This window comes from Intestinirhabdus alba, from assembly GCF_009711095.1.
Classification (GTDB): Bacteria; Pseudomonadota; Gammaproteobacteria; order Enterobacterales; family Enterobacteriaceae; genus Intestinirhabdus; species Intestinirhabdus alba.
In genome coordinates this window covers 104,784-126,908 of the sequence record NZ_WMJZ01000013.1, presented here as the reverse complement: position 1 = coordinate 126,908, position 22,125 = coordinate 104,784, and the positions used below count along the sequence as shown (strand labels likewise).

Below are 22,125 nucleotides of genomic sequence, written 5' to 3'. Positions count from 1 at the left end.
CTGGCGGAGCAGCCTCGCCGTCCAGGCCGTCTCCCCGCGGGCGGGAACCGGTACGTTGATATTCTCAGGCAGCCGGGGCAGCAACTCGTCCTGAGCCATGACCGCCGGACGGACGGGCAGAACCGGCAGGCCGTAGCGCCGGCAAAATTTACAGCCTTCAGGTGAACTCATTTTTCTCTTCTCCTGTTCAGGATAAATATATCCCCTAAATAATTCGAGCTGCAGGACAAAACGCAGCGCATTTTGAACAGCCACAGGATGTCTCTCATTAATCCCCGGGAGCTTACTGGAGTAAGTGACTGGGGTGAGCGAGGGCAAATCGGCTTAGCCTATCTGAACGCCGCTGGAGGAGCCCCTTCAGGGTGAAGCTCCTGGGCCGAATAAAGCCAACGCACATGCAACTTGAAGTATGACGGGTATATACCCTAAATAATTCAAGTTGCATGAAGGCGGCAAGCGAGCGAATCCCCGAGAGCATAGCGAACTATGTGACCGGGGTGAGCGACAAATCTGCCTGGAGCAGATTTGAACGCCGCGCAGCGGCGGCCCGTCAGGGCGAGTCTCATGGATGAGACGAGTAACCCGAAGCCAACACACATGCAGCTTGAAGTATGACGGGTATAAGCCTTTAATTAGTAGTTATAGTTACTATTACCTGTAGTCTGGTGAAATCATCTTTACATAATAGTGCTACACTTACGCTTTCGTCAGCGCTGGTAGCGTAAAATAAAGCTTCCGCGTGCAAAGAGTTAATATAAAAAGCACGTTCGCCTTATAAATACCTCATTCACCCACGACAGACAAATAAGAATATTTCACCACACATACATATTTTCCATCACAAAAAAATATCAATAAATAATGAAAATATTTTATTTTCCAAATAGCTCTTCCTGGTCATATTCATTACTAACCAAAAATCGAATCTGAATGCTATATCGGCGGGCTGCCGGAGAATTCGACTGGAAAAATGCTTAAGCCGGCCGGAAGCCAGGCAGCCCCTCTTTACGCCATAGACCTCCCCATCCATAAGGTTTACCCTACACTTAATGGAAGCGCCTTTTCCGGCTCCCTCTTCATTGATTAACGCGAGAGAACGCTATGGAACTTAAGGATTATTACGCCATCATGGGCGTGAAGCCGACGGACGATCTCAAAGCTATCAAGACCGCCTACCGCCGACTGGCCCGTAAATATCACCCCGACGTCAGCAAAGAGCCCGATGCCGAAGCCCGTTTTAAAGAGGTGGCTGAGGCATGGGAGGTGTTGAGCGATGAGCAACGGCGGGCCGAATACGATAGCCTGTGGCAGCACCGTAACGACCCGCATTTCCGGCAGCCCCAGGGTGAGGGCCATCCCGGCGAAGATTTTGAGGATATTTTCTCGTCAATCTTTGGCCGACGGACTCAACGTTCAGCGCCGCGCCGTGGCCAGGATATTGAGATTGAGGTGGCGGTCTTCCTCGAAGAGACCCTCGCTGAACATCGCCGCACCATCAGCTACCGGCTGCCGGTGTACAACGCCTTTGGCATGGTGGAGCGCGAAATCCCGAAAACGCTGAACGTGAAGATCCCGGCGGGGGTCGGCAACGGACAGCGCATTCGCCTGAAGGGCCAGGGCGCGCCGGGCGACGGCGGCGGGCCGAACGGCGACCTGTGGCTGACGATCCATATCGCCCCGCATCCGCTGTTTGCCGTTGTTAACCAGGATCTGGAAATTGTGGTTCCGCTCGCCCCCTGGGAGGCGGCGCTGGGGGCGAAAGTGGCCGTCCCGACGCTGCAGGATCCTATTCTGCTGACCGTTCCGCCGGGCAGCCAGGCCGGGCAGCGGCTGCGCGTAAAGGGCAAAGGGCTGGTGGGCAAAAAGCAGATCGGCGATCTCTACGCGGTCATAAAAATTGTTATGCCGCCGAAGCCCGATGACACCACCGCCGCCCTGTGGCGACAGCTGGCGGAGACGCACAAAGCCTTTGATCCACGTCAGGAGTGGGAGAACGCATCATGACCCGTGTCACCGTCACCTTTACCGTAAGCGAATTTTGTCTGCACACCGGTATTTCTGAAGAAGAGCTGAATGAGATTGTCGGGCTGGGGGTGGTTGAACCCCGCCCCGACGCCCCGCGCTGGCAATTTGACGACCGCGCCGCGGCGATCGTGCAGCGCGCCCTGCGCCTGCGCCAGCAGCTGGCGCTGGACTGGCCGGGGATCGCCGTGGCGCTGACCCTGCTGGAGGATAACGCCCAGCTGCGCCAGGAAAACCGCCTGCTGCGCCAGCGCCTGTCGCACTTTATTTCTCATCCGTAGCGGTTAAAGCCGGGGCGTCACGCGCCCCGCAAAAATCCGCTGGCCGGCTACGTCTTTAGAGTTAATAAGCCTCTGAGTTCATTAATATATCTCTGGACAGGCCATTAAGCCGATATAAATCAATTCCTGCCGTCAACGTCCGCCGTAGCATAGTGGCATTTTCAATACCACTTTTCCAGGAATGAGAAGGCAATGAAAGAAAACAGGCGAACCCGCTGGCAGCGTCGTCCGGGAACCACCGGCGGGAAGCTGCCGTGGAATGACTGGCGCAATGCGTTAACCTGGCGGAAGGCGGTGCAGCTGCTGATGCTGGCCGGCAATGTTTATATCGGCGTCGCCTTCTGGCTCTGGGTCCGCTATTACGAAACTGCCGGCGCGACGCCGTACTTCCCCCGCCCCGGCGGCATTGAGGGCTGGCTGCCCATCGCCGGGCTGATGAACCTTCGCTACACCCTTGAAACCGGCCAGCTGCCGCCGCTTCACGCGGGCGCGATGCTGCTGCTGGCGGCCTTTCTGCTCATCAGCCTGCTGTTTAAAAAGTCGTTCTGCTCCTGGCTGTGCCCCATCGGCACCCTGTCGGAACTGCTCGGCTCCCTCGGAAAAAAGCTGACCGGTCGCCACTTTCTACCTCCCCGCTGGCTGGATATCCCGCTGCGCGGCGTGAAATATCTGCTGCTGGGCTTTTTTATTTATATCGCGCTGTCGTTCCCCGCTATGGGAATTCAGTACTTTATGATGTCGGCGTACAGCATCGTTATGGACGTCAGGATGCTCGACTTTTTCCGCTATATGGGCACCGCCACCCTGGTCAGCCTGCTCCTTATCACCTTCGTCAGCCTGTTTGTTCGTCACGCCTGGTGTCGCTACCTGTGCCCCTACGGCGCGCTGCTGGGGCTGCTGTCGCTGCTTTCGCCGTTTAAAATTCGCCGCAGCGTGGAGAGCTGTATCGACTGCGGAAAGTGCGCCAAAAACTGCCCGGCCTCGCTGCCGGTCGATCGTCTTATCCAGGTCAGAAACGTGGAGTGCACCGGCTGCATGACCTGCGTTGAGTCCTGCCCGGTGGTCTCAACGCTGACCTTCTCCCTGCGCCCGCCGGCGGCGAAAAAACGCGCCTTCGCGCTTTCCGGCATTGCGCTGACCCTGCTGCTGCCGGGGATCATGTTTATCGCCATCGGCATCGCGGCCTACGCCGGCGTCTGGGAAAGCCCGGTGCCGGAGCATATCCTGTTCCGCCTGATCCCCGACGCCAGAATGATTGGGCACTAGGCTGTGTCCCTTAACCGGGCGTGGCGTCGACGCTGAGCCAGAAGCGCGTAATCAAGGCGGAGGGCGCAGGACGTAGTGAACTACGTTCAAGCCCGACAACGCAGAGTACGCGCTTCTGGCTCGCGTCCCGCAGGGCTGGGGCCATTCAGGCCCGCTGCCGCGTTGCTCGCCGCGCATCTGGAATAGCCAGACCTTACGGCTCGCGCCTTGCTCCGGGCCTGAATGACCTCCAGCGACGCTCACGAACGGTTAAGGGACACAGCCTGGCCGGGCGCCCGTTTCTTGTTATTGCTATAAGCAGACAGGTATTGGTTAACGTAGCTCTGGCTCACCGCAAAATCGAGTGAGACATATCCCGGCCGCCGCCGGTAGCGTAAGACTGAATCCACAGCATTCCGCCCTCACGGGCAGGATGCTGTTTTTTCAGAACAAAACCATAAAAAATAGCAGCAATACAGGGTTACACTTCGGTTACGGGAGAGGGTGGATGCCGGAAACTTCGGCGGTAGCGTGCCTGAAAACAGGCGTACCCCTCTCTTTCCCGTAACATCTCAGGGAGGAATTTATGCCATTAAAAGGAGTGCGTTTTACGCCGGAGCCGGGCGGGCTGATGGACATGACCGCCGCCGTCGCCAGCTTCATCCTTTACCCGCAAGAATAAATCAAAGCCGACCTGATTATTTGAAATCACGCTCCAGAGGAATACCCAATGAACGATGCTACCAAAATAACAGTAGGCTCTACAACGAAAGATAATAATTATATAAAACAACAGAAAATTACGCGCGTAAAGGCTACCGTTGAATATCATATATACCACAACGGTAAAATAAAATACAGATTAATAGATGAAACTGGCAATGGAACAGAAAAAACGCAGGAAACGCTAAAAAATGCACGGACCAAAGCAAAATATATCTATCACGATACGGCACATAATGAACATGAAATCGGCACGTATGATATTGTTGTGACAGATAACACCTATAGCGATTATAAAGATAAATTAGGCGGTAACAAAGTTTATCTTATTAATGTAAGTGCTAATATAAGTGAGTATTCAAAGGATGATATAAAATTTAAACTGACAATAAACACGGTTCGTCCCTATGCCAATGACGTTGCTACCGCCTCTTTATTAGGTGCAATGTTAAACACTGGTTATACGGACTTTACTTTTAACGGCGGCAGCAATGATAAAGGGGAGTCACCAGCTCCCAGCAAGAGTCACAAGAATGGTACAAATTTAGATTTACGCTATTTAAGAAAAGATAAATCAGGAGGTGTAGTTCATCTTAATAAAAATGATGAAAAAGGCGATCCTTGCGGTTGGAAAGGTTTAGATGTTGAAAGGCAGAATAAATTTATTGATGCATTAATCCTGTTTGGATGGGGTAGTGTGAAAGCATGGAAATACTGGGATAGCACCACCAGTCCTTCGACCGGGAAAGCCTGGGATGAATGGTACACAGAATGGAAAAAAGAACACCCTGACGAAACAGAAAAACCAATATTAAAAAACATTGGCCATCTAAAAAACCATCATCATCATATACATCTTCAGAGCTACAACCCAACATTAGAACTCATGGCAGATTAAAGGGAGTAAATCATGTTTAAAACAATAGCCTCTGTTTTTTTAAAAGCAATACTATTATATAGCCTTATCTTCACCAGCGCCGGATGCGAAATTAAAAAGGATAAACAGCTAACATTACCGGTTAACTCCACAGCGTTATTAAGTTATTATAAGAACAAAATCAATAGCGGCGAGTCAGAGTTAACGCTACCGGAAAAATATAAAAATCAGACTAAAAACTTTAACCAACAGGAAATAAAAATCCCCGTCCAGGGAGAAAACTTTGGTTCTCAATATACAGGAAGCAATGTTCGTTATTATGAGCTGGGGCAGTTTAATTGTGAAAATAACGCTTGTAAATTAATTATTTACAATAAGACCGGTGAAGCTGACACACCGTTACTGAACGCTCAGCTAAGCATTTATGACGCAACGGGTAATTTACTGGACGCTTTATTGCTTAGTAGTTACTTTCAGTATGAAGATATGGTTCGCTTCTCCGATTTTGTGATTCATCCTGATTACACTATAGATATCGATAACTACGTCAAATATATATACAAAGACGGTGAATATGGTGAACCGGATAGTCTGATTAAACACCCGGTATCGCAGATCTATTTAAAAGAAAAATATAAAATAGAAAACGGTCAGTTTAAATTGCTGTCCCGAATCGAAAAAGAAACGCAGTAAAAACGCGCAGGCAGCATCCGCCTGAACTGCGTCAGAAAGCCCTGAATGCCGCGCCCGGTTCAGGGGCGCGGCAGTAAACTCACTGCTCAGAAGCCGCCTGCTGGCTCTTACGCAGATCGTCCTGATTATTTTTCTGCGGGTCCTTACGCTCCACCGTCGATACGGATTCGCGCAGCTTTTTCACTTCGTCCGGCGTAACCTCCGGGGCGCGATTGCCCCAGCTGGAGCGCACAAAGGTCAGCAGATCCGCCACCTGTTTATCATCCAGCCGCCAGGCGAAGGCTGGCATGGTCAGGCCGGTCGGTGCCTCTTTCGTCACCGCCATCTGGCCGCCGCGCAGTACCACACTTATCAGCGATGAGGGATCGTCACTCAATACCGCAGAGTTATGCGCCAGCGCCGGGAAGGTTTTCCGGTAGCCCTTGCCGTCAAGCCGGTGGCAGGAGGAGCAGTTATCCATATACTCCCGCGCTCCTCTCTGGCTGAGATCGCCTTTGACCAGCGCCTGTGCGGTTGAAGGGTCGGCCAAAGGTGCCACCGCCTGCGGATTGGAAGACTTCAGCGACTTCAGGTAGACCGCCACCGCCGCCAGATCGTCATCGCTCAGATGCTGGGTGCTGTGCGCCACCACGTCCGTCATAGAGCCAAACGCCGCGGTGGTGTCCGTTTGCCCGGTCTTCAGGAACTGCGCGATCTCCTGGGGTGACCAGCGGCCCAGCCCGCTTTTAACATTGCCGGTGAGATCCGGGGCGTGCCAGCCCTCCAGGGTGCCGCCGGTGAGGAACGCCTCATCACGCTGGTCGAGCGCCTTCTCCTGGAAGCCGATGCCGCGCGGCGTATGGCAGGTTCCACAGTGTGCCAGCCCCTGCACCAGATAGGCCCCCCGGTTCCACTGGGCGCTCTGCCCCGCCTCCTCACGGAAAGGCTCATCATCGTGAAATGCCAGATTCCACAGGGAGAGCGGCCAGCGCATATTCAGCGGCCAGGGAATATCGCTGTCGCGGTTGGCCTGGTTTACCGGCGGCACCTGATGCATAAAGAAGTCATACAGAATATGCATATCCGCGTCGCTGATTTTGGCAAACGACGGGTACGGCATGGCCGGATAGAGATTGTGTCCATCCTTCGCCACCCCGCCGCGCACCGCCCGGGCAAAGTCGTCGTAGCTGTAGCTGCCGATGCCGGTAGCTTTATCCGGCGTAATGTTGGTGGAGTAAATGGCCCCCACCGGGGTGGACATTTTCAGCCCGCCGGCGTAGGGTTTGCCCCCCGCGGTGGTATGACAGGCGATACAGTCTCCCGCCGCGGCCAGCTGCTGCCCTTTATCGGCCGTATCCGCCTGCACGGAGGCGGCCAGCAGCGCCAGCGGCAGCACCGGGAACAGCGTTTTCCATTGAATCATCATCGTTATCGCTCCCTTAGGCCTGGACCAGCGGGCCAGGATTAGCCAGATACTGCGTGCGGATGGCGTGCGCGGCAAACAGCGCCGTGGCGCCCACGATCCCCGTCGGGTTATAGGCCAGGTTTTGCGGGAAGCAGCAGGCACCCAGCACAAACAGGTTAGGCACGTCCCAGCTCTGCATATATTTATTGACCACGCTGGTTTTTGGGTTATCGCCCATCACCGCGCCGCCGGTGGTATGGGTCGACTGGTAAGGCCGCACGTCGTAATGGGCCTCCATCGTCTTAAAGCCCATCTCATAGTGCGGCGGATTAATCTGCCTGACGATCTCCTCGGCTTTGGTGCCGATAAAGTGGGTCATCTTCAGCTCGTTAGGCTGCCAGTCGAAGGTCATGCGCAGCAGCGGCTGGCCGTGCAGATCTTTATAGGTGGGGTCAAGGTCAAGATAGCACTGCTTATAGGGCATCACCGATCCGGACGAACCGACGTTCATGGTGTGCAGGTAGCTCTCTTTAATGGCCTTTTTCCAGCCGGTCCCCCACTTCGGTGCCGCTTTCGGCGCAATCATCTGCTGGATGGGGCGGCCGCCGGTGATGGTGGCGGAAATCGTCGCCCCGCCGACAAAGCCCAGCCCGCTGTGATCGAAGTTTTCCGCGTTGAAATCATCAATAAACATGCCGGTGGCCCCGGAGGCGGCGAAGGGGTTGAAAGTATGATCTTCATTGAAAAATAGTGAAATACCGCCGTTCATCTGGTAGGCGTAGTTGCGCCCCACCACCCCCTCTCCGCTGATGGGATCGTAGGGCTTGCCGATTTTCGACAGCAGCAGCAGGCGCACGTTGTGCAGCTGGAAGGCGCTCAGCACCACCAGATCCGCCGGCTGCTCCACCTCCTGGCCGTTGGCGTCGATATAGGTCACGCCGGTCGCTTTTGTGCCGGTGGAGTCGGTGTTGACCCGCAGCACGTGCGACTCGGTACGCAGCTCAAAATTAGTGTACTGCTTCAGGGCGGGCAGCACGCAGGACTGGGGCGACGCTTTCGAGTAGTTAAAACAGCCGAAGCGCTCGCAAAAGCCGCAGTAGTTGCACACCCCCAGCTGGACACCGTAAGGGTTGGTAAAGGGTTCGCTGCAGTTAGCGGCCGGAACCGGAAAAGGATGATAGCCCAGCGCCTTGCTGGCCTGGCTGAACAGCTTCCCGGAATACTGCTGCTCCAGGGCTTTAGTGGGATAGGGATTCTGCCGTTCGGCCTCAAAGGGGTTTCCGCCCTCCAGAAGCTGCCCCTGCACGTTGCCCGCCTGCCCGGCGGTGCCGCAGATCTTCTCAAACTTGTCGAAAAACGGCTCCATCTCCCGGTAAGTGAACGGATAATCCTGCACCGTCATATCGGCGGGGATAAAATCCGCGCCATATTTCTCGATTACCGTGCTGCGCATTTTCAGATCCGCCTCCAGCGGACGCCACAGCATACCGTTCCAGTGGACCCCGGCACCGCCGACGCCGTCGCCGGGCAAAAACGAGCCGAAACGGCGGTAGGGCAAAGCGGTATCGGCCTGGGCGTGACGTATCGTGATCGTCTCTTTTGCCGCGTTCTGAAACAGCTTCAGGCGAATGCCGTAGGTCAACTCATCGGCAATACGCGGGTAGGCAAAGTCCGGCCAGGTGTCGCGCGCTTCACCGCGCTCTAAGGCCACAATCTTCAGGCCGCTGTCCGCCAGCTCCATCGCCATCAGCGAACCGGTCCAGCCAAAACCGACGATTACCACGTCAACGGGATCTTTTTTAATCGCCATGATCACACGCTCCTCTTGCCGGATACGCTCACCGGACCGAGCGGATAAGGCCTGCCGGGATGGTCCATTACCTGCGGATAGTCCGCGCGCGCGCCGGGAAAGCCGATCAGTTTCCAGGAGGCCATCGTCTGGTTACCGCCGTGCAGCGGATCGGCCAGATAGCCCTCTTTGCTGTTTTCCAGCATCTGGGCGAAGAAGAGTTTTCCCGGCACGTCGTCAAAGGTCAGCTCGCCGCTCTCCAGCTGGCGCAGAATCGCCTCCTGTTCGGCGTGGGACAGCCCGGCGAAGACGTGCTGATGCTGCTGCTGGCACCACTGATTTACCGCCTTAATACCGCGCCGCCAGCATTCGCGCGGCGTCAGGCGAGACTGATAGCCCAGCTCGGGAACGGCGTCGGCAAACGGTCCCTGCATATACCACAGCTGGCCGTGGCCGTACGGCAGCTCCATCTGTTTATCGATAAATATCGGCACGCCCTCGCTCACCGCACCGGGACCATATTCATCAGCGGGAATTAAGCGATCGGTGACCGCCAGAACAAACGCCCACTCTTCGTTATTAAAAAAACGCGGCACGTAGTGGGCGGATACACCCTCGGCGGAAGCGGGAGCCGACGCGGCGGCGTCCGCTATGGACAGGCTGCCGCCAACGGTGACCAGTGGAATTAACGCCAGGCTTTGCTGCAGGAAGCGCCTGCGCGCGGGGACGCTCTCATTGCCATTCTTACTCATAGAACATTCCTGTTATTGCTTTAATGATAAGAAAAACTAATTGATGGCTGTCTGACTAATAGTTTCTATATTTGTCAGTTAAAGTAAAAATTAGCGCAATTCCCTGTTAAAACAAGTGGCGAGAAATGTTGTATTGGAATGAATAAATGTGAATAACAGCATGGTATTGCGGAGGGAAAAGACACGTAGCGCGTTGATTTAGCGGACGATAAAACGTGCCGGGGCCTGTTTTCAGGCGCGAAATTTCTTTTACAAATTAGGCATTATGTTTGATTTAGATCAGCTTATAGCCGGCGGCCGCCGCCGCCGGCGCGGCGTCAGAGATCCGGGGGCGCTTTGCCCTCCGCCATAAATTTTTCGTCTAACTCCTCAGCGTTGCCCGCATGATCGCGGCCAGAGAGCAGATTCCAGCTGGCGATAAACAGCGCCGCCACCAGCGGACCGATAACAAAGCCGTTGATGCCGTAAATTTCCATGCCGCCAAGGGTGGTGATCAAAATCAAATAGTCCGGCATTTTGGTGTCTTTCCCCACCAGTACCGGCCGCAGAATGTTATCCACCAGGCCGACGACAATCACAAAGAACCCGACGATAAAGCAGCCCTGCCACAGCTGATCGGTGGCGAAGAAATAGACGGCCGCCGGCACCCAGACAATGGCGGAGCCGACGGCGGGTACCAGGGAGAGAAACGCCATCAGCGCCCCCCACAGGACGCTGCCGTCAACGCCCGCAATATAAAAGGCGATGCCGCCGAGGGTGCCCTGCACCACCGCCACGACGACGGTGCCTTTCACCGTGGCGCGGGAAACCGCCGCAAACTTGGCGAACAGGTGCTGTTTGACCAGCTCCGACAGCGGCAGGGCATCGAGGATCTGCCGCACCAGGAACGGGCCATCCTTCAGCAGGAAGAAGAGCAGATAGAGCATCACCGCGAAGTTAACGGCAAAGCCAAAGGTGCCCTTGCCGATCAGAAAGGCGCTGCCGGCCAGATAGCGCCCCCCTTTCAGGGCGACGCCGGAGAGCTTCTGCTGGATCTGCGCCGCGCTGTTGAGATGGTGATCCACCAGATAGGTCTGCGCCCAGTCGGGAAGGTGAGCGAACAGGTTCGCCACCACCTCCGGAAAGCGGGTGTTGTTCTGCTGCAGCTTGACATAGACCACGTTCATCTCGACCGCCAGCGAAGAGAGGATCAGCGCCAGGGGGATAAAGACGATCAGGCAAATAAGGCCAAGGGTGAGCAAAGAGGCCAGGCCGTTACGCTCCCCCAGCGCCGTACGCAGCCGGTTTTTCACCGGATAGAAGATGACGGTCAGGATCGTCGCCCACAGAATCGCCGAAAAGTACGGTGCCAGCACGTCAAAGAAGGCCCAGGTGACCAGGGCCAGAATAAAGATAAAAAAGCCTTTCGTCAGTCCGTTAAAGCGCATCAATAGGTCTCGTTAACAATTGTCCTCTGTGCACTATAGGGCCAACGGCGAAATTTACCAGCCATCGCGGGAAGAAAGCGCCCCGCTGGCGGAAAATGACGCACATCGCCAGCGGCGTCGGTTCACGGTGAGTGCCGCGCGAACCTTATGGAGGCGGGGTTGCAGAACCCGTTTCGGTGGGGAGTGGAGTGGGGATGGCAATGGGAGCCGGTGTGGGAGTCAGAGTGGGAGTCAGAGTGGGAGTTGAAGTGGGAGTTGAAGTGGGAGTCGAAGTGGGAGTCGGGGTCGGGGTCGGCACAGGATTGGGGACAGGGGCAGGCGCAGCCTTACAGCAACAAACCTTAATGTTTACGCAGCCCTCTTCCGTTTCGCTGACCGTGACGGTGGCATTACCTGCCTGAAAAGTGTGGCTCATATAAACTCCTTATAAAAGTAACCAGCCTGAACGCGCGTTTATTATGGGGTTATCCCCGCCTCTTGCCAGCAAAAGCCCTTTCCGGTTTTCTGAAAATGTTGCGACGCCGCCGGGCCGGACGCGATACCGCAGCTACACTGTCAGGCTGTGTCCCCTGCCGGCCGCCGGAGCAAAGGGGTAACGCCGACAGAAGAGAAGGAGAAATGATGCGCTTTAACGAAAATGCTCTGTTTCTGAATACCGTCCTGCCCGGTGGAACCCCGGAAGAAAAAGTGCGCGCGGCGGCCGAAGCCGGGTTCAGCCAGCTGGAGCTCTGGCAGCAGGACGTGGAGCGCGCTCCGGGAGGCGTTACCGGGGTGCGTCGTCTGCTGCAGGCTAACGCGCTGTCGCTGACCGACTATCAGGTGCTGCTGGATTTTGACGGCGCGCCGGACGCGATCCGCCCGAGCAAACGCGCAGAGGCGCTACAGATGCTGGACACGGCCCGGGCGCTGGGCGCGGATACCCTGCTGGCCCCGGCCTCCACCGATCCGCACTGCGTCGCCGGGCGCGAGGCGGAAGATCTGCGCTGGCTGGCGCGTGAGGCGGCGGCGCGGGATCTCCGGATAGCCTTTGAGGCGATGGCCTGGAGCCGCCATATCAACAATACGGCGGCGGCCTGGGGGCTGGTGCAGCAGCTCAACGAGCCAAACCTGGGTCTGGTGGTGGACGCCTTTCATCTCTTCGTGCTTCGCCGCACGGTAGACGATCTGGCGGGCATTCCGATGGAGAAAATTTTTCTGGTGCAGCTTTCCGACCTGCAGACGCTGCCGGATCGACAGCAGTTGGTTGACACCGCCCGCCACCGCAGGCTGCTGCCGGGCGAGGGAAACTTTCCGCTGGATACGCTGCTGGATTACCTGGCGGAGAAGGGGTATCGCGGCCCGCTGGGGCTTGAGGTGTTTAATGATGCGCTCAACCGCAGGCCCCCCGGCGAGACGGCCGGGCGGGCGATGGCGGCCCTGAAGCGCTGCCTGCGCCGCCACGCTTAAGGAACGCCTCAGGGTGCATCCGCCAGACGTATACGCGCCACGCACTCCGGCAGCCCCTGCTTCAGCAGAGTCTCATCGTTCTTGACCGTCACAAACAGGTGGCGTTTATCGGCGTCAAACGCCAGGCTGTTGGGGTGCGGGGCCAGGGGTAGCCTCTGCAGCAGAGCGTAGCGCCGGGTATCAAATACGGTCAGAGTGCCCTCCCCCTTGTCAACGCGAATTCCCCTGCGGTTAGCCACATACAGCCGCTGCCGGTCGCCGTCCCAGCGCAGGCCGATGGGGATCTCATCCGTCGGCATCCGGGCGATCACTTCGGCGCTGTCGGCATCCAGCACAAAGACCTGATGGCCGTCGCTGCGGGGCGCATACTCGCGCTCAAGGTGGTTGTTGCGCCAGTCCCGGCGATCGATCCCCTGATCCACGCCGAAGATCCGCCTCTGCTGCGGATCGTAGACCATGTTCAGCAGCTGATCGACCTCCACCTCCCGACGGCTGACGATAGCCAGCGCGTCCGGATCCACCACGAACAGCTGCCCCTGCATATTGGAGACAAACAGCCGTCGCCCCTCGTCGTCCAGCACGATCCCCACCACGTTGTAGCCAAAGCCGTGAATCACCTTCTCCAGCCGCCGATGGCGGGTATCGACGACAAACAGCACGCTGTTGATCCCCAGCCCCAGTCCGGGCAAGAACAGCCGTCCGCTCCGGGCGTCAAACGCCAGCTCGCGTAGCTTCCAGGGATAGCCTTCGCTGACGCCAAAGCGCTCAAGCTCCCGCAGCAAAAAGGCCAGCCGCTCGCCGCCGATCCCCTCCTGCCGGTAGCGCGTCTCAAGCACCACCTCCTCCATCAGCGGAATGGTGGCGACCAGCCGGTTGGCGGCGATATCCACTACCGCCACGGAGCCGTTAAAACCCTGCGTGAGATAGAGAAATCCGCGCCGGTCATCCAGCGCCACGCCGAAGCCCTTCGCCGTCAGCGGAATTTCCGCCTCGACGGCAAGAGTCTGCGGATTAATGCGCAGCACCCTGGAGCGCATTTCATCCTGCCAGTCGGGCGCGCTGACGAACAGCGCCCGCTGCGAAGCGCTGTAGACCAGCTCCACCACCGTCGCGGCCGGAAAAATGCATTCGACGTCGGCGTCCTTAATCTGCGGCAGATTTGCCTGTTGCATCACGTTCTCCTGTGGCTGTTATTGCGTATTTACCGCCGCTGCGCACAGCGCGGCGAGCGGCACGTCAGCCCCGTCGTCGACGTCGGCCATGGCGGCAAACGCCCGATGGGTCGTCCCGACAATCTGCCGGACCTGCTCCGGGGTGTAGCGATCGGCGCGGTAGCTCATCATCACGCGGATAAAGGATTCGCCGGCAATATTTTCCTCCATGACCTCAAACTGCAGCCCCAGCACCGATTCGCTTTTCTGCGGATCGATCTGGCGGAAGCGCACTTCGCGCCCGTCCCCCAGGATAAATGCGCCGTTTAGCTTGTTTTTGGCGTGGATCTGAATAAACACTTCAAACATATGGCGATCGTGGGCGACCGCCGGGCCGAACAGCCCCTCTTCCACCAGGTCGATGGGAATATCGGTAAACGGCATCGAGGCGTTAATCTGCTGTTTTACGTCGTCAATCAGCGCGTTAAGGGTCGCCGTACGGCGGAAATCAACGCGGTGCGCCACCACTGTGGTGAAGTAGCCGATGGTGTCAAAGAACCGCGCGTCGTTACGCCCGGAGGCGGAGGTGCCGATCGTCAGCTCCTCCATACCGCCCAGCCCGTGCAGGGCCGCCGCGATACCGCTGTACACCACGTTGAACAGCGAAGCGCCCCGCCGTCTGGCCAGACGATAAAGTCCCTCGGAAACCGCCGCCTCAAGCCTGAACTCTGTCCAGCCGCCGGCGGGGTCCGAAGTCTCCGTATCCGCCTGTCGGGGGGCCAGAACCGGCGTCGCGGCCGGGGCACCGCGCAGACGCTCCAGCCAGAAATGCAGGTGGCTATCGTTCAACCCCGCCGCCCGCTGGCGCAGGGCGAACAGGTGAAACGGCTCCGGCGTCTGCCGCCACTCCGGTGCCCGCCCGGCCGAACGGCGATTCACCGCGTGGGCCAGCTCGTCCATCAGGATATTGACCGACCACTCGTCCAGAACGATATGGTGGAACAGCAGCGAGACCACCTGCTGCCCGTTGGCCTCGTCGCGCAGAAAGGTAATGCGCACCGGCAGTTCGTCGTCGAGCCGGAAGCGATGGCCCGCCTCGTCGCCCAGCGCCTCCCTGAGCGGCAGCGCCGCGGACCGGGTCGAAAAGCTGAACCAGTCGTACCGGGACAGCATTTCCGGCGGCACCACCTGCTGGTAGATCTCACCGGCAATGGTGACAAACAGCGTGCGCAGGGCGGGATGACGCAGCAGGATATCGGCAAAGGCCTGGCGAAAAATCTCCTCATCGATGGGTTCCAGAAAACGCAGGGCAAAGGGAATATTGAAGGCTTCGCTGAACCCCAGCGCCTGATAAATTTTCCACAGCGACTGCTGGGCCAGCGACAGCGGTGCCTGAGCGCCCGCCGTGGCCACCGATGCGCACGGTTCCGGCACCGGAGGCGGCTCCGCCATATTAACCTTCGATGCCAGCGCCGCCGCGCTGGGATAGCTGAAGAGATCGTTAATATTAAGCTCGATCTGATGCAGGCTTTTCAGGCGACCAATAATGCGCGTGGCGATCAGCGAATGGCCGCCAAAGTCGAAGAAGTCATCGTCCTCCCCCATCTCCGGCGCGGCCAGCGCTTCACGAAAGGCCGCGAGGATACGCTCCCGCACCTCGTCCGACGCGGGCTTTGCTATGGTCTCCGCCGCAGGCTGCGGGGCAGTCTCCTCCCACTGCAGGACGCGCGCCAGCAGCCACTCGCCGACCCATCCGGCAAGCTGCGCGCCGACCTCAATCTCCACCAGAGGTTCCGCCGAGAGCGCGACCGTCAGCGGCCAGACGGTATGGCCCGGCGGCAGCGGCAGCGGCGACGCCTCCTCCGCCTCCAGCCGCAGGGCGGCATGGGCGTCGTCACGCCAGACCACGCGCAGGGGCACCTGGGTTTGCGACGCCGCGGGCAGTGGCGCGTCGCCGCGCAGATGCTGCCGGATACGGGCGCAGAGCGCCGAAGTCGTTTGCCCGGCGCACGCCAGCGCAACGGGCGCGCCGTCGCCGCTGTCGTCCGCAAGGCTGAGGGCGATCTGCGGGCTACCGGTTATCTCGCTCAGCGCGTGGGCGAAGCGCGCCGCCAGCAGAGCATGTCTCTCCTCCGCCGACGACGCGGGCAGCGGGGCGCGCAGCGTACGCCCCGCCTCAGGAGCGTCAGCGCAGGGAAAGGGCATAAAGCGCGCCCGCAGGCCGCCGCCGTCCGGCTGGGGTAGCGCCCGCGGCGGCGTCGGCGGCGCGCTGTGGAGCGGGCAGGGCCGCCCGTGATAGAGCGCGCTGACGGCCTGCAGAATAGCCCGGCAGCTCAGGGAGGCCAGAGCGATGCGGTGCATCACCATGCCCAGCACGCCGCCCCGCTCCGCCACAAACAGCCTGAAGCGTACCGGCGGCGCGGCGGCCAGATCGAGCGGCGTCGCTTTTTCCTCCAGCAGACGTTCAACCGCCTGTCGGGGATGGCTGACGGCCTGGATGGCAACGGTCGGCGGCGCTTCTGCCGCAGACCGACGCCGCAGCCCCGCCTCGTCATCATACTCATAGCGTAGGTTCGCGCCCGGCAGCCGGACCAGCGCCTGGGTCAGCGCGTTGACCAGCCGGCCATAGTCCACGCTCTCCCCCAGCCGCCAGGCCAGCGCAAGCTGCCCTTCGCCATGCCGCTGCTGCTGATGTTCAAGCCAGACCAGCTCTTCAAATTCGCCAACGACCTCCGCGCTCCCGTCCGGAACGCCATGTAACGTGGTATTCATATTTTCCTCCCGTGCGGGGTTCCTGCTGCGCCCGCCCCGCCGATCTGCGGCCTCAGAAATCCAGCTGGACCCCGACGCCAATTTGCCGCGGACGCTGCAGAACCGCCGTGGATACGTCGTTGTCCATCACCATAATGCGTTTATCAGAGTCAAACAGGTTACGGGCGAAGAGGTTGACCTGCCCGTGCGAAAAGGTGTACGCCAGCTGCATATCGGCGATCCACGATGAGGAGATCCTGCCGCGCGCGTCGTTGTCGTACTGGGAATAGTAGGCGTCGGTAAAACCGAGGTTGCCGCTCAGCTCCAGCCCCGGCATCAGCATATATTTCGCCCCCAGCCTGGCGGTCAGGGCCGGGGCGCGCGGCAGCTCGTGGCCGTCGACGCCGCTATTGGAGAATTTTTTGATTTCAGTTTTCAGCAGCCCGACCGTGCCGTTCAGCTCAACGTCGAGAGTGGGTTTCCAGATGGCCCCCAGCTCCGCGCCGTAGGTTTCCACTTTATCCGCATTGCGAATCACCATCGAGTTACTGGCGGAGCTGAGGTAGTACGGCAGCTGCATATCCTGATAATCGTTATAAAAAACGCTGCTGGTTAGCTCAAGATTGAGACTGCTGATGCCGTGGCGGCTGTACAGCTCGTAGTTCCAGACGTACTCCGGGTCGTAGGTATAATTCACCAGCGGCGCGACGAAGGTCATTCCCGCCCCGCCGGCGTTATAGCCCCGCGCCACCTTGACGCCAAAGGTCTGCTGCGGCTGCGGCTTCCACGCCACGTCCAGCTTCGGCAGAAAGACATCCCAGGTTTCATCGAAATCAACCCTGCGCGCGCTGCCCCCCTTGCGCTGTCGGTGCTCGCGCTCCACGCGGCTGGCAACGGTCACGTCAACCGACGCCGTCGCCGCCCAGGTCACTTCGCCGAAGGCCGACCAGGTTTCGGTCTTGTCGCTAAAGGCGCTGCCGCCGAACAGGTTGACGAACTCATCCTGCGAGGCGTGAAAATAGCGTGCCCCCACCAGCCCCCGCAGGCGATCGCCCTGCTTCCCGAAGCGCGCCAACGGCTCCGTCTGGAACTCTTTGCCGTCGATATCCGCCCACGGCAGCGTTTTAACGGTGCGGCGATGGTTATCAAAATCGGTGTAGATCAGCTTATTTTCCAGGGCGAGGCGGTCGGATGGCTCCCAGGCAATATCCCAGATACCGCTGGTGGAGGTGGTTTCGAACACCGGGCGACGCCTGTCGAAGCGCGGGCTGACGTGGTTAGCCGGGCTGAGGGTTTCGTTCTGCGGTGCCCGGCTGTCGTAGTGGTTCACGGTCAGCTTCGTGGTAAGCTCCGGCAGCGCGGCCGGGTTAAACAGCAGCTTGCCGCGCAGGCTGGTGGCTTCGATTTCACGCGGATCGCCCACCGGCGCGTAAGAGATAAGGTTGACGAAACTTTCACGACGCTGGCGATCGGCGCTGAGGCGAAACGCCAGCTGATCCTCCACCAGCGGCCCGGAGAGCATGGCGGAAGCGACGGTCGCGTCCTGATTGCCCCCGCCGGCCCGCACCGACGACTCCCAGTTAAACGAGGGGTCCTTACTGCTCATCACCACCGCGCCAGCGATGGCGTTACGCCCCTGAATATAGCTTTGCGGCCCGCGATAGACCTCCACGCGCTGCATATCCCAGAGCGACTGCGGCCCGAACGCCAGCTCGTTATAGGTTAACGATCGGCCGTCCATTGAGAGATTCAGACGCGGGCGGGTGCCATTGAGAAACGCATTAGCCCCGTTTGCCGGGCCGGAACCGTCCACGCCGCGCACGGTGGGAAGATCGTTGCCAATGCCGGTATCCACCACGTTGGCGGTCATCTGCAGCAGGTCGGACATCTGCGATGCGCCGGGCATCGCGCTGATGCGCGCGGCGTCAAAAACCTCGACGCTGGCGCTGGTATCGTACAGCGAGCGCGCGACCTTTTCCCCGGTCACGATGATGGTGTCAGGCGCGTTTTTCACCACTCCCGGCGCGGCGTCGTCGGCCGTCGCGCTCCCGGCGACAAAGAGGCACAGGCCGAACAGCGCGGGCTTTTTCAGGTATCCGCTGCGGGCATTGTTGTCTGTTCGCCTGTTTTTTCGTGTGCTCATCGTTCTCTCCTTTTCCCGAATTACGCCTGCCCGGCGGCATCCTCAGCGGCACCGCACGGCGCTTTCGGTGCGCCGCACGCGCGAAGGGCCAGGCCGTCCGCATCACCGACGGACGCCGCCTGAACGTAGCTATTTTTTATTTGAGCGACACAGAACACACTGCACGGCCTTTCCGGCCTGTTTTTTACTATTTTCTTACTCAGGCCGTCCCGCCCGTTAAAAATCGCACAAAATATAAGACAAAATGAGAATTACTTACAATTGTTAATGCGTATCAATATCACATTTTTTCTACGCCGCGCTGGGGGATGGCTAGCGGGGCGCACCGCGTAGCAGCAAAACCAGCAGCCAGAGACCACCGCTGACGCCGGTCAACAGGCCAACGGGCACCGTCAGCGACAGCGGCTGGATCCGGGCGATGACATCTGCGCCGAGCAGCAGGCTCGCCCCCACCAGCCCGCCGCTGAAGAGAGGCAAATTCGGGCTGCGCGTCAGGCGGGCGGCGAGCTGAGGCGCTATCAGGGCGATAAAAGCTATCGGCCCCGCCGCGCTGGTCGCCACTGCGGCCAGCACCACGGCGCAAAAGGTGACTATTCTGCGAATTCGTTCAACCGGTATTCCCAACTGGCTGGCCACATCGTCGCCCAGACGCATCACGTTCAGCGCCTTCAGACACAGCAGCATCACCGGCAGCAGCAGCCCCAGGCCGATGGCCACCGGCACAACGTGCAGCCAGCCGCGCCCCTGGGTGGTGCCGGCCAGCCAAAGCGCCGCCGACACCGCGTTATCGAGATCGCCTTTCACCAACAGCAGGCCGTTAAAGGCGCTGAGCACCGCGCCGACGCCAATGCCCATCAGCACCAGCCGGTAACCTTTAACCGTACCGTGCACCCGGGCCAGGCCATACACCAGCAGCGCCGTCGCCAGGCCGCCGAGTATCGCCGACAGCACCACGGCACCCCTCCCGCCGTCGAGCAGTACAATCTGCACCAGCGCCCCGCTCGCCGCGCCGGTGGTGAAGCCGATGACGTCAGGTGAGCCGAGCGCATTGCGGGATACCGACTGAAAAATCGCCCCCGACGCCCCCAGCGCGTAGCCGACGAGCACGGCCGTCAGCACCCGCGGCAGACGAATCGTTCTGACGATCCGCTCCGCCATCGGGTCGCCGCCCACGATCCCCTGCCACACCGCCTCTGCGGAAAGGGTCAGACGTCCGATGGTCAGCGCATAGGCTCCCGCGACGCAGAGCAGCGCCCCCAGCGTCAGGCAGATCCCCAGCGCTCTGCGGCTCATGCCCGCTCTCCCTGCCAGCGCTTCACCAGCAGCACAAAGAAGGGGCCGCCGATCAGCGCCACCATAATGCCGACGCCGATCTCGCCGGGGTAGCCGACGGCTCGCCCGAGAATATCCGCTGCCAGCACCAGCACGGCGGAAAACAGCATCGCCCACGGCAGCTGCATACGGTGTCCGGAACCGGCGATAGCGCGGGCAAAGTGCGGCGCGGTAAGACCGACAAAGCCGATGGGCCCGGCCGCCGCTGTCGCTGCGCCGGCGAGAATCACCACAATGACGGCGCAGAGGGCCACCAGCCCCCGGGGATCGACCCCCAGCGCGCGCCCGGCGTCGCTGCCCAGCATGGCGATATCCAGCGCCCTGCCGCCCGCCAGCGCCAGCAGTAGCCCCGTCGCCACCAGGGCGGAGACGGGAAGCAGCACCTCGAATCCGCGCCCCTGCAGAGAGCCTGTCACCCAGTGACGAAAGCGGTCAAACGCCTCGGCGTCGCTGTTCAGAATCACCAGCTGCGTCAGGCTCAGCAGCACGATGGTCAGCGCCGCGCCGGCCAGCACGATCCGCACCGGGCCGTGGCCGCCAATGCCGCTGACCACCAGCACCGCGACGCTGACGGCCGCGGCTCCCGCCACGCCGGACCACATATAGCCGACAACGTCGGCGATGTTAAACAGGGCGATGGACAGGACGATCGCCAGCGTAGCCCCGGCGTTAATGCCCAGCAGGCCGGGATCGGCAAGCGGATTGCGGGTCAGAGTTTGCATAACCACTCCCGCCCCGCCGAGGGCGGCACCAACTACCATCGCCAGCAGCGTTCGCGGCAGCCGCAAATAGCGCACCAGCAGATGTTCCGGGTTTTGCGGATCGAAATGAACCAGCGCCTGCTCTATCACCCGTGGCGCAAGGGGCCGGGCACCAAAGTGCAGGCTGATAAACGCCAGCGCCAGCAGCAGCGCGCAGGCGAGCACCATTCCCGTTCCTCCGCGCAGGGTTCGTCGCCATGCCTGCACTTCAGCGCTCCTGCCGCTCGCCGTCGCCTGGCATCGCGAAATGGCGGTGGATCGCCTGCACGATTTCACATGCGCTGTAGTAGTCCACCCGAAAGGCGTGCGGCCCCAGACCGTAGACCTGACGCCCTTCGACCGACGGCAGGCGCTGCAGCAGGCGATCGTGCAGAAATTCGCTGACCCGCCCCTCGTCGGCGCTCAGCAGAAAGGTCGTACCGGCCCGCAGCCGGGTCAGGTTTTCATACTCCGCCCAGATAAAATCGCCCGAGCGCGTCAGGTTGCTTTGCCAGGCGGGATCGGGGGCCTCAATCTGAAAACCCAGCGAGGTCAGCAGCCGGGCGTGGGCGCTGAACGGGGTGGCGATGGGATTCACCGTGCCGGGACCGTTATAGCTGATGATATTCGCCTGCCCTTCCGGCAGGCGGATCTGCCGGCGGGTTTCCGCCACCAGCGCGTCAAAGCCGCGAATTCGCGCTTCGGCCTGTTCTTCCAGCCCCAGCGCCTCGCCCAGTCGACGCGCCAGCGCCTGCCAGGTCATGGTGCCGTAATCGACGGTAATGACCGGCGCAATCGCCTGCAGTTCGGCCAGATGCGCGCGTGCCGAATCTGCGCCGTTAATGGAGACCACGATAATATCCGGTGCCAGCGCCCAGGCCTGCTCAAGGTCAACGCTGCCGGCAGGCCAGGCCTTAACGACCTTTGCCCGCTCCGCCGCCGTTTGCCACTGCCCGAAAAACTGGCCGTTGACCGCCGTCGCGCTGGCCGCCACCGGCGCACCAATTGCCAGCAGCGCGCCGGTTACGCTGACGGAAGTCGATAAAATACGCTCAGGTGGCGCGGGGATCTGCGTGGTCGTACCGTCCGCATTGTGGAAGGTTCTTGGCCAGCCCCCGGCAAAGCCCGGCGCGCTGGCGAGCTGAATAACGAGCAGGGCTATCAGGCTGAGAATAAAACGGTTTGGCGAATAGAAACGCATCGTCTGCTGGCTCCCTTGCATAACCCGACGGCGCGCCGGAGATCTTCTCTGGCGACAAATTCATCCGCTGTACCGTAGCATATTCAGCCCGGCGATCAAACGACAACATCAATCAGAATAATTATCATTTTCATTAGCATGTCTGTGCGATATATTCAGAGCGTTTCC

Annotated in this window: 16 protein-coding genes; 6 read left to right on the top strand and 10 right to left on the bottom strand. The window is 59.7% G+C overall.

Annotated elements, in window-relative coordinates; genetic code table 11:
* The first annotated feature begins 1,101 nt into the window (after positions 1–1,101).
* The 5 genes from cbpA (at position 1,102) to GJV78_RS11220 (ending at position 5,841) form a co-directional block, all read left to right on the top strand.
* The gene (gene cbpA / locus GJV78_RS11240; protein ID WP_155108434.1) at positions 1,102–2,004 is read left to right on the top strand and encodes a curved DNA-binding protein; all 903 of its coding nucleotides are present in this window, start codon (positions 1,102–1,104) and stop codon (positions 2,002–2,004) included.
* The gene (cbpM, locus tag GJV78_RS11235; protein ID WP_155108433.1) at positions 2,001–2,303 is read left to right on the top strand and encodes a chaperone modulator CbpM; all 303 of its coding nucleotides are present in this window, start codon (positions 2,001–2,003) and stop codon (positions 2,301–2,303) included. Before cbpA ends, cbpM begins: the two co-directional genes overlap by 4 nt.
* 192 nt (positions 2,304–2,495) lie before the next feature.
* Complete coding sequence (locus tag GJV78_RS11230; protein WP_155108432.1) at positions 2,496–3,569, top strand: 4Fe-4S binding protein; 1,074 nt, start codon at positions 2,496–2,498, stop codon at positions 3,567–3,569.
* Positions 3,570–4,278: 709 nt separating this feature from the next.
* Positions 4,279–5,169, top strand: coding sequence for a hypothetical protein (locus GJV78_RS11225; protein ID WP_155108431.1), 891 nt, complete (start codon positions 4,279–4,281; stop codon positions 5,167–5,169).
* Positions 5,170–5,181: 12 nt separating this feature from the next.
* Complete coding sequence (locus GJV78_RS11220) at positions 5,182–5,841, top strand: hypothetical protein (protein WP_155108430.1); 660 nt, start codon at positions 5,182–5,184, stop codon at positions 5,839–5,841.
* A gap of 79 nt (positions 5,842–5,920) precedes the next feature.
* Here the strand turns inward: GJV78_RS11220 and GJV78_RS11215 are convergent, their stop codons facing one another.
* The 4 genes from GJV78_RS11215 to GJV78_RS11200 form a co-directional block, all read right to left on the bottom strand.
* Entirely contained in the window at positions 5,921–7,246 is a 1,326-nt protein-coding gene (locus GJV78_RS11215; RefSeq protein WP_155108429.1) for a c-type cytochrome, read from the bottom strand.
* A 13-nt stretch (positions 7,247–7,259) separates the two neighbouring features.
* Positions 7,260–9,035, bottom strand: a complete 1,776-nt coding sequence (locus GJV78_RS11210) for a GMC family oxidoreductase (RefSeq protein ID WP_155108428.1) — start codon at positions 9,033–9,035, stop codon at positions 7,260–7,262.
* 2 nt (positions 9,036–9,037) lie between these two features.
* The gene (locus GJV78_RS11205) at positions 9,038–9,766 is read right to left on the bottom strand and encodes a gluconate 2-dehydrogenase subunit 3 family protein (protein WP_155108427.1); all 729 of its coding nucleotides are present in this window, start codon (positions 9,764–9,766) and stop codon (positions 9,038–9,040) included.
* Between the two features lie 317 nt (positions 9,767–10,083).
* Positions 10,084–11,193: an AI-2E family transporter gene (locus tag GJV78_RS11200; protein ID WP_155108426.1), complete on the bottom strand. Its 1,110-nt coding sequence runs from the start codon at positions 11,191–11,193 to the stop codon at positions 10,084–10,086.
* Positions 11,194–11,814: 621 nt separating this feature from the next.
* Between GJV78_RS11200 and GJV78_RS11195 the strand changes: the two genes are divergently transcribed.
* Positions 11,815–12,639: a sugar phosphate isomerase/epimerase family protein gene (locus GJV78_RS11195; RefSeq protein WP_155108441.1), complete on the top strand. Its 825-nt coding sequence runs from the start codon at positions 11,815–11,817 to the stop codon at positions 12,637–12,639.
* Between the two features lie 8 nt (positions 12,640–12,647).
* Here GJV78_RS11195 and GJV78_RS11190 read toward each other — a convergent pair whose 3' ends face one another.
* The 6 genes from GJV78_RS11190 to fepB all read right to left on the bottom strand — a co-directional run bounded on the left by GJV78_RS11190 (position 12,648) and on the right by fepB (position 21,957).
* Complete coding sequence (locus GJV78_RS11190) at positions 12,648–13,811, bottom strand: YncE family protein (RefSeq protein ID WP_155108425.1); 1,164 nt, start codon at positions 13,809–13,811, stop codon at positions 12,648–12,650.
* An 18-nt stretch (positions 13,812–13,829) separates the two neighbouring features.
* Positions 13,830–16,562, bottom strand: coding sequence for a condensation domain-containing protein (locus GJV78_RS11185; protein ID WP_230979119.1), 2,733 nt, complete (start codon positions 16,560–16,562; stop codon positions 13,830–13,832).
* 52 nt (positions 16,563–16,614) lie between these two features.
* Positions 16,615–18,684, bottom strand: coding sequence for a TonB-dependent receptor (locus GJV78_RS11180; protein ID WP_155108424.1), 2,070 nt, complete (start codon positions 18,682–18,684; stop codon positions 16,615–16,617).
* A 312-nt stretch (positions 18,685–18,996) separates the two neighbouring features.
* Positions 18,997–19,977 (bottom strand): FecCD family ABC transporter permease, encoded by a 981-nt coding sequence (locus GJV78_RS11175; RefSeq protein WP_155108423.1) that lies wholly within the window; start codon positions 19,975–19,977, stop codon positions 18,997–18,999.
* Entirely contained in the window at positions 19,974–20,984 is a 1,011-nt protein-coding gene (locus tag GJV78_RS11170; protein ID WP_330998801.1) for a FecCD family ABC transporter permease, read from the bottom strand. Before GJV78_RS11170 ends, GJV78_RS11175 begins: the two co-directional genes overlap by 4 nt.
* A gap of 1 nt (position 20,985) precedes the next feature.
* Entirely contained in the window at positions 20,986–21,957 is a 972-nt protein-coding gene (fepB, locus tag GJV78_RS11165) for a Fe2+-enterobactin ABC transporter substrate-binding protein (protein ID WP_155108422.1), read from the bottom strand.
* Between the last annotated feature and the right edge of the window lie 168 nt (positions 21,958–22,125).

Excerpts from the sequence above, each read along its gene's own strand:
- GJV78_RS11215 (WP_155108429.1), bottom strand. The coding sequence starts at position 7,246 with ATGATGATTCAATGGAAAACGCTGTTCCCGGTGCTGCCGCTGGCGCTG.
- GJV78_RS11200 (WP_155108426.1), bottom strand. The coding sequence starts at position 11,193 with ATGCGCTTTAACGGACTGACGAAAGGCTTTTTTATCTTTATTCTGGCC.
- GJV78_RS11220 (WP_155108430.1), top strand. The coding sequence starts at position 5,182 with ATGTTTAAAACAATAGCCTCTGTTTTTTTAAAAGCAATACTATTATAT.
- GJV78_RS11210 (WP_155108428.1), bottom strand. The coding sequence starts at position 9,035 with ATGGCGATTAAAAAAGATCCCGTTGACGTGGTAATCGTCGGTTTTGGC.
- GJV78_RS11230 (WP_155108432.1), top strand. The coding sequence starts at position 2,496 with ATGAAAGAAAACAGGCGAACCCGCTGGCAGCGTCGTCCGGGAACCACC.
- GJV78_RS11180 (WP_155108424.1), bottom strand. The coding sequence starts at position 18,684 with ATGAGCACACGAAAAAACAGGCGAACAGACAACAATGCCCGCAGCGGA.
- cbpM (WP_155108433.1), top strand. The coding sequence starts at position 2,001 with ATGACCCGTGTCACCGTCACCTTTACCGTAAGCGAATTTTGTCTGCAC.
- GJV78_RS11225 (WP_155108431.1), top strand. The coding sequence starts at position 4,279 with ATGAACGATGCTACCAAAATAACAGTAGGCTCTACAACGAAAGATAAT.
- GJV78_RS11205 (WP_155108427.1), bottom strand. The coding sequence starts at position 9,766 with ATGAGTAAGAATGGCAATGAGAGCGTCCCCGCGCGCAGGCGCTTCCTG.
- GJV78_RS11195 (WP_155108441.1), top strand. The coding sequence starts at position 11,815 with ATGCGCTTTAACGAAAATGCTCTGTTTCTGAATACCGTCCTGCCCGGT.
- cbpA (WP_155108434.1), top strand. The coding sequence starts at position 1,102 with ATGGAACTTAAGGATTATTACGCCATCATGGGCGTGAAGCCGACGGAC.
- GJV78_RS11190 (WP_155108425.1), bottom strand. The coding sequence starts at position 13,811 with ATGCAACAGGCAAATCTGCCGCAGATTAAGGACGCCGACGTCGAATGC.
- GJV78_RS11175 (WP_155108423.1), bottom strand. The coding sequence starts at position 19,977 with ATGAGCCGCAGAGCGCTGGGGATCTGCCTGACGCTGGGGGCGCTGCTC.
- GJV78_RS11185 (WP_230979119.1), bottom strand. The coding sequence starts at position 16,562 with ATGAATACCACGTTACATGGCGTTCCGGACGGGAGCGCGGAGGTCGTT.
- fepB (WP_155108422.1), bottom strand. The coding sequence starts at position 21,957 with ATGCGTTTCTATTCGCCAAACCGTTTTATTCTCAGCCTGATAGCCCTG.